Origin of the sequence: Nocardiopsis sp. TNDT3 (assembly GCF_003427465.1) — a bacterium.
Classification (GTDB): domain Bacteria; phylum Actinomycetota; class Actinomycetes; order Streptosporangiales; family Streptosporangiaceae; genus Nocardiopsis; species Nocardiopsis dassonvillei.
Genome location: NZ_QPFC01000460.1, coordinates 1 through 5446 on the forward strand (window position 1 = coordinate 1; position 5446 = coordinate 5446).

3 protein-coding genes are annotated in these 5446 nt (G+C 74.8%); all 3 read left to right on the forward strand.

The features are described from left to right. Window positions 1-171: 171 nt before the first annotated feature. The 3 genes from DQW06_RS12070 to DQW06_RS12080 all read left to right on the forward strand — a co-directional run bounded on the left by DQW06_RS12070 (window position 172) and on the right by DQW06_RS12080 (window position 5294). A complete protein-coding gene (locus DQW06_RS12070) occupies window positions 172-789 on the forward strand; it encodes an NADPH-dependent FMN reductase (protein WP_198662429.1) in 618 nt (205 codons plus the stop codon). A gap of 112 nt (window positions 790-901) precedes the next feature. Further along, window positions 902-2422 (forward strand): MFS transporter, encoded by a 1521-nt coding sequence (locus tag DQW06_RS12075; RefSeq protein ID WP_117198447.1) that lies wholly within the window; start codon window positions 902-904, stop codon window positions 2420-2422. Between the two features lie 379 nt (window positions 2423-2801). Further along, on the forward strand, window positions 2802-5294 hold the full coding sequence (locus DQW06_RS12080) for an ATP-dependent Clp protease ATP-binding subunit (protein WP_013152408.1): 2493 nt from the start codon (window positions 2802-2804) through the stop codon (window positions 5292-5294). Window positions 5295-5446: the final 152 nt, after the last annotated feature.

The window sequence follows — 5446 nt, forward strand, 5'->3', positions numbered from 1 at the left end:
TCCGCACTCGGTCCGGTCCCGGGTGGCCCCGGTCGGACACGCGCCGCATGCGCGAGCGCCTTGACCGGGGCCACCCGGGACCGGACCGAGTGCGGACCGGGGCCGGACCGAGTGCGGGGGCGGCGAGCGTGGGCGCCGACGACACACCGCCCCCGAGGGAGAGTGATCCCCGTGTCCGCCGACACCACCGCCAGGGCCCCCGCCGCCGCGTCCGGTGACGCGCCCGCCCGCGTGTGCGTCATCGTCGCCAGCACCCGGGAGGGCCGCTTCGGTCCGACCGCCGCCGCGTGGTTCCGGGAGCGGGCCCGCGGCCACGGCGGTGTCGCGGTGGACCCGGTCGACCTGGCCGGGACCCGCCTGCCCGAACGCCTGACGGAGGGCGAGCCCCCGGCCGCCGTGGCGGCGCTGGCGCCGCGCCTGGCCGCCGCCGACGCGTTCGTCGTCGTCACCCCCGAGTACAACCACAGCTTCCCGGCCCCGCTCAAGACCGCCATCGACTGGTTCGTCGACGAGTGGCGGGCCAAGCCGGTCGGCTTCGTGTCCTACGGCGGCGTCTCCGGCGGCCTGCGCGCGGTGGAGCAGCTGCGCCAGGTCTTCGCCGAGCTGCGCGCCGTCACGGTGCGCGACTCGGTGTCCTTCGCCGACTTCTGGGACCGGTTCGACGCCGAAGGCGGTTGGCCCTCCGAGCCCGAGGCCGCCGAGGAGGCCGCCGCGCGCATGCTCGACGAGCTCACCTGGTGGGCGCGGGCGCTGCGCTCCCACCGCGCGGCCGTCCCCTACCCGGCCTGACACCCGTCCCGCAGCCCCCGGCCCGAGCGGCCGCTCCCCCGCCGCCGGGGGCGGACAACCCCATGACCCGCGGCCGACCCCTCCGAGCCGCCCGACGACCCACGGAGAACCGATGACCATCCAGGCCCCGCACCGCCGCGCGACGTGGCGCGAGTGGCTCGGACTGACGATCCTGACCCTGCCCGTGTTCATGATGGCCAACGACGTGTCGGTGCTCTACCTGGCGCTGCCCCGGATCGGCGCCGACCTGCTGCCCTCGGCCGCCCAGTCGCTGTGGATCCTGCACGTGGGCGAGCTGCTGGGCGCCGGGCTGGTGCTGACCATGGGCCGCCTGGGCGACCGGGTGGGGCGGCGCCTGCTGCTCCTGACCGGCCTGGCCGTGTACGCGGCCGCCTCGGCGGCGGCAGCCTTCGCCCCCGACCCCGTGACGCTCATCGCGGCCCGCGCCGTGCTGGGCGCGTCCGTGGCGGTGATCTCGCCGTCCGCGCTGGCGCTGCTGCGGCAGATGTTCCCCGACTCCCGGCAGTTCGCCACCGCCGTGGCGCTGTACCTGAGCGCGTTCTCGGTGGGGATGGCGCTGGGTCCGCCGCTGGGCGGCCTGTTGCTGGAGTTCCTCTGGTGGGGGTCGGTGTTCCTGGTGAACGTGCCCGTGGCCCTGTTCGCGCTGGTGACCCTGCCGTTCCTGCTGCCGGAGTTCCGCGACCCCGGTGCGGGGCGGCTGGACCCCGCGAGCGTCCTGCTGTCCACGGCCGCCCTGGTCCTGGTCGTGTTCGGCCTCCAGGAGGCCGTGTCGCGGGGGCCGGAGCCGCCGCTGCTGGCCGCCGTGGCCGGGGGCCTGGCGCTGGGCTGGCTGTTCTGGCGCCGCCAGCGGCGGCTGGACGACCCGCTGCTGCCCCCGGGGCTGTTCTCCGCTCGGGGCTTCGGGGCGGCGGTGTCCCTGACCCTGCTGATGCTGCTGGTCGCGGGCGGCCCGAACCTGTTCCTCGTGCAGTTCCTCCAGTCCGCCCTGGAGGTGCCGCCGGGCCTGGTGGGCCTGCTGCTGGTCCTTCCCGCCGTGGCGGGCCTGGCGGGCACCATGCTCACCCCGCTGCTGCTGCGGTGGGCGACCGCGGGGCAGGTGCTGGCGCTGTCGATGCCCGTCGCCCTCGTCGGGCTGGTGTCCATGGCGGCGTCCGCCGGTCCCGGGTCCCTGTGGGGGCTGGTCACCGGTACCGTCCTGCTCTCCCTCGGCGGCGGCCCGGCGATGACGCTGGGCAGCCAGCTGGCGCTGTCCGCCGCGCCGCGGGAGCGGACGGGGACGGCCTCGGCGGTGGTGGACGTGGCCTCGGGCATGGGGCAGACGCTGAGCCTGGCGCTGCTGGGCGGGCTGGGGCTCGCGGTGTACCGGGGCGTCCTGGAGGGTTCCGTGCCCGCCGGTGTCCCCTCGGACGCGGCCGAGACCGCCGGTGAGGGCGTCGGCGCCGCCGCGGCCGTCGCCGGTGACCTGGGCGGCGCGGTGGGGGCCGCGCTGCGCGGGGCCGCCGAGACGGCGCTGGGCACCGCGCTCCAGACCGTCTCCGTGGTCGGCGCGGTGGCGCTGGCCTGCACGGTCGTCCTGGTGTCGGTACGGCTGTGGCGGCACCGCCCCGACTGACCGCAGGACAGCAGGTGTGCGCGCCGGAGCCCGTGCGCGGCCCCGGCGCGCACACGTGCCGGGGCCCGCGTCCAGGCGCACCGAACGGCCCCGTGCCGGGACCGACGTGCGGTCGGCCGGGGCGGACCGCTCACCGGATGTGACGGGCCTCCCGCGTCCCCTCGCCGGGTGTTATCCCCGCGCCGGGTCGGGTAGCGGGCCGGGACGGAGGACGACCCGGCCCGGCGCGGCCCTCGGCGGGAACGTCCGGCGCGGCGGGAGGACGGACCGGCCGCCCCCGCGCGTTCGGTCCCCACGCCGACGACCGCTACCGAACAAACTCCGGATACTCACTTAGAGTGATCAAGCCACTACCGCACGCACGGGGGACGAAGACGCCATGACACACGACCTTCCCGACGACCGCGGCAGCGACCCGGGTTCCTTCGACGAGTTCCTGGCGCGCTTCCTGGGGGCCCGGGGACCGGTCCGCCGCGTGGACCTGTCCAAGCTGATGAGCCCCGAGGCCCAGCAGGTGGCCGACGCCGCGGTGCGCCGCGCCCTGGAGGCCGGCAGCGCCGACGTCGACGCGGTCCACCTGCTGTGGGCCCTGCTGCGCTACCCGCCCACACGGGAGATGGTGCAGAACAGCGGCTCCGACGCCCAGCCGGTCATCGACGTGATCGACCAGGCGGTGTCGCAGACCCCGAGGTCGGTGCGCGGGTCCGCCCGGCTCACCCCCGTCGCCAAGCGCGCCCTCCTCGACGCCCTCCAGATCGCCCGCGCCACGGGCAGCTCCAGCATCACCCCCGAGCACCTGCTCTTCGCGCTGGCGGTCAACACCGACAGCGCCGTCGGCCAGCTCCTGCGCAGCTCGGGGATCACCCCGCAGTCGCTCCAGAAGGCCGCCGGGGCGCCTCCCGCCGCCGACCACGGCGAGGGCGAGCCCTCCGCCACCCCGACCCTGGACGAGTACGGCACCGACATGACCGGGCTGGCCCGCGAGGGCCGCCTGGACCCGGTGGTCGGCCGCGACGACGAGGTCGAGCAGTGCATCGAGGTGCTCGCCCGGCGGCGCAAGAACAACCCGGTGCTCATCGGCGACCCGGGCGTGGGCAAGACCGCGATCGTGGAGGGCATCGCCCAGCGCATCTTCGACGAGGACGTCCCCGAGACCCTGCTCGGACGCCGCCTGGTCCAGCTCGACCTGGCCGGGGTGGTGGCGGGCACGCGCTACCGGGGCGACTTCGAGGAGCGCCTGAACGCCATCGTGGACGAGATCCGCGCCCAGTCCGACCAGCTGCTCGTCTTCATCGACGAGATCCACACCATCGTCGGCGCCGGTGCCGCCGAGGGGTCCATGAACGCCGGGAACATGCTCAAGCCCGCGCTGGCCCGCGGCGAACTGCACATCATCGGCGCGACGACCGTGGACGAGTACCGCAAGAACATCGAGAAGGACGCGGCCCTGGAGCGCCGCTTCCAGCCGATCCAGGTGCCCGAGCCGTCGGTGGAGGACACCGTCGAGATCCTGCGCGGGCTGCGCGACCGCTACGAGGCCCACCACCAGGTGCGGTTCGCCGACGAGAGCCTGGTGGCGGCGGCCGAGCTGTCGGACCGCTACGTCACCGACCGCTTCCTGCCCGACAAGGCCATCGACCTCATCGACCAGGCGGGCGCGCGGGTGCGCCTGCGCCTGAAGTCCTCCAGCTCCGGGCTGCGCGAGCTGGAGGGCAGGCTCAAGAACCTGGAGGAGGCGAAGGAGAAGGCGGTCCAGCAGGAGGACTACGAGCGCGCCTCGGCGCTGCGCGACGAGATCGCCGCCGCCAGGAGCTCGATCCACCAGGCGCGCGGAACCGGTTCGTCGGTCCCCGAGGTGACCAGCGCCGACATCGCCGAGGTGGTCTCCCGCAGCACCGGCATCCCGGTCTCCCAGCTGACCCAGGAGGAGCGGGACCGGCTGGTCAACCTGGAGGAGGTGCTGCACGAGCGGGTGATCGGCCAGGACGAGGCGGTCACGGCCGTCTCGGAGGCGATCCGCCGCTCGCGGGCCGGTCTGGGCGACCCCGACCGGCCGGTGGGCAGCTTCCTGTTCCTGGGCCCGACCGGTGTGGGCAAGACCGAGCTGGCGCGGGCGCTGGCCGAGGCCCTGTTCGGGTCGGAGGACTCCATGGTCCGCATCGACATGAGCGAGTTCCAGGAAAGGCACACCGCCAGCCGCCTGACCGGGGCGCCCCCGGGGTTCGTGGGCTACGAGGAGGCGGGCCAGCTCACCGAGGCGGTGCGCCGCCACCCGTACTCGGTGCTGCTGCTGGACGAGGTGGAGAAGGCCCACCCGGACGTGTTCAACCTGCTGCTCCAGCTGCTGGACGACGGCCGCCTGACCGACGGGCAGGGGCGGACCGTGGACTTTCGCAACACGGTGGTCATCATGACCAGCAACCTGGGGTCGGAGGCGATCACCGGCGGCGCGCCGATGGGCTTCACCGCCGACGGCCAGATGGACCCCGACACCGAGCAGCGGGTGATGCGGCGGCTGCGCGAGGAGTTCCGCCCCGAGTTCATCAACCGCATCGACGAGGTCATCGTCTTCAAGCAGCTCGGCGAGGAGCAGCTGGGCCGGATCACCCGGCTGCTGCTGGAGCGCACCGAGGAGCGGCTCAAGGCGCAGGACATCACCGTGCGGTTCACCGACGAGGCGGTGGGGTGGCTGTCCGAGCGCGGCTACCAGCCCGCCTACGGCGCCCGGCCGCTGGCGCGCACCATCCAGCGCAACGTCGGCAACAGGCTCTCGCGCATGGTGCTGGACCAGCAGCTCGTGGCGGGCGACCACGTCCTGGTGGACGTGGACGAGCAGGGTGAGCTGCGCATCTCCACCGTGCAGTCGTACTGAGGGACGGACCGCCGCGCCCGGCGGGGCAGGACGGAGCGGGCTCCGCGAAACCGGACGACGACCCCGGGGAGCGGATCCGCCCGCGACCGGGTTCCGGTGAGGGCTTCCTCCGGAGACGACGGGGTGCCGCCCGCGCTCGGCGTGGGCGGCAC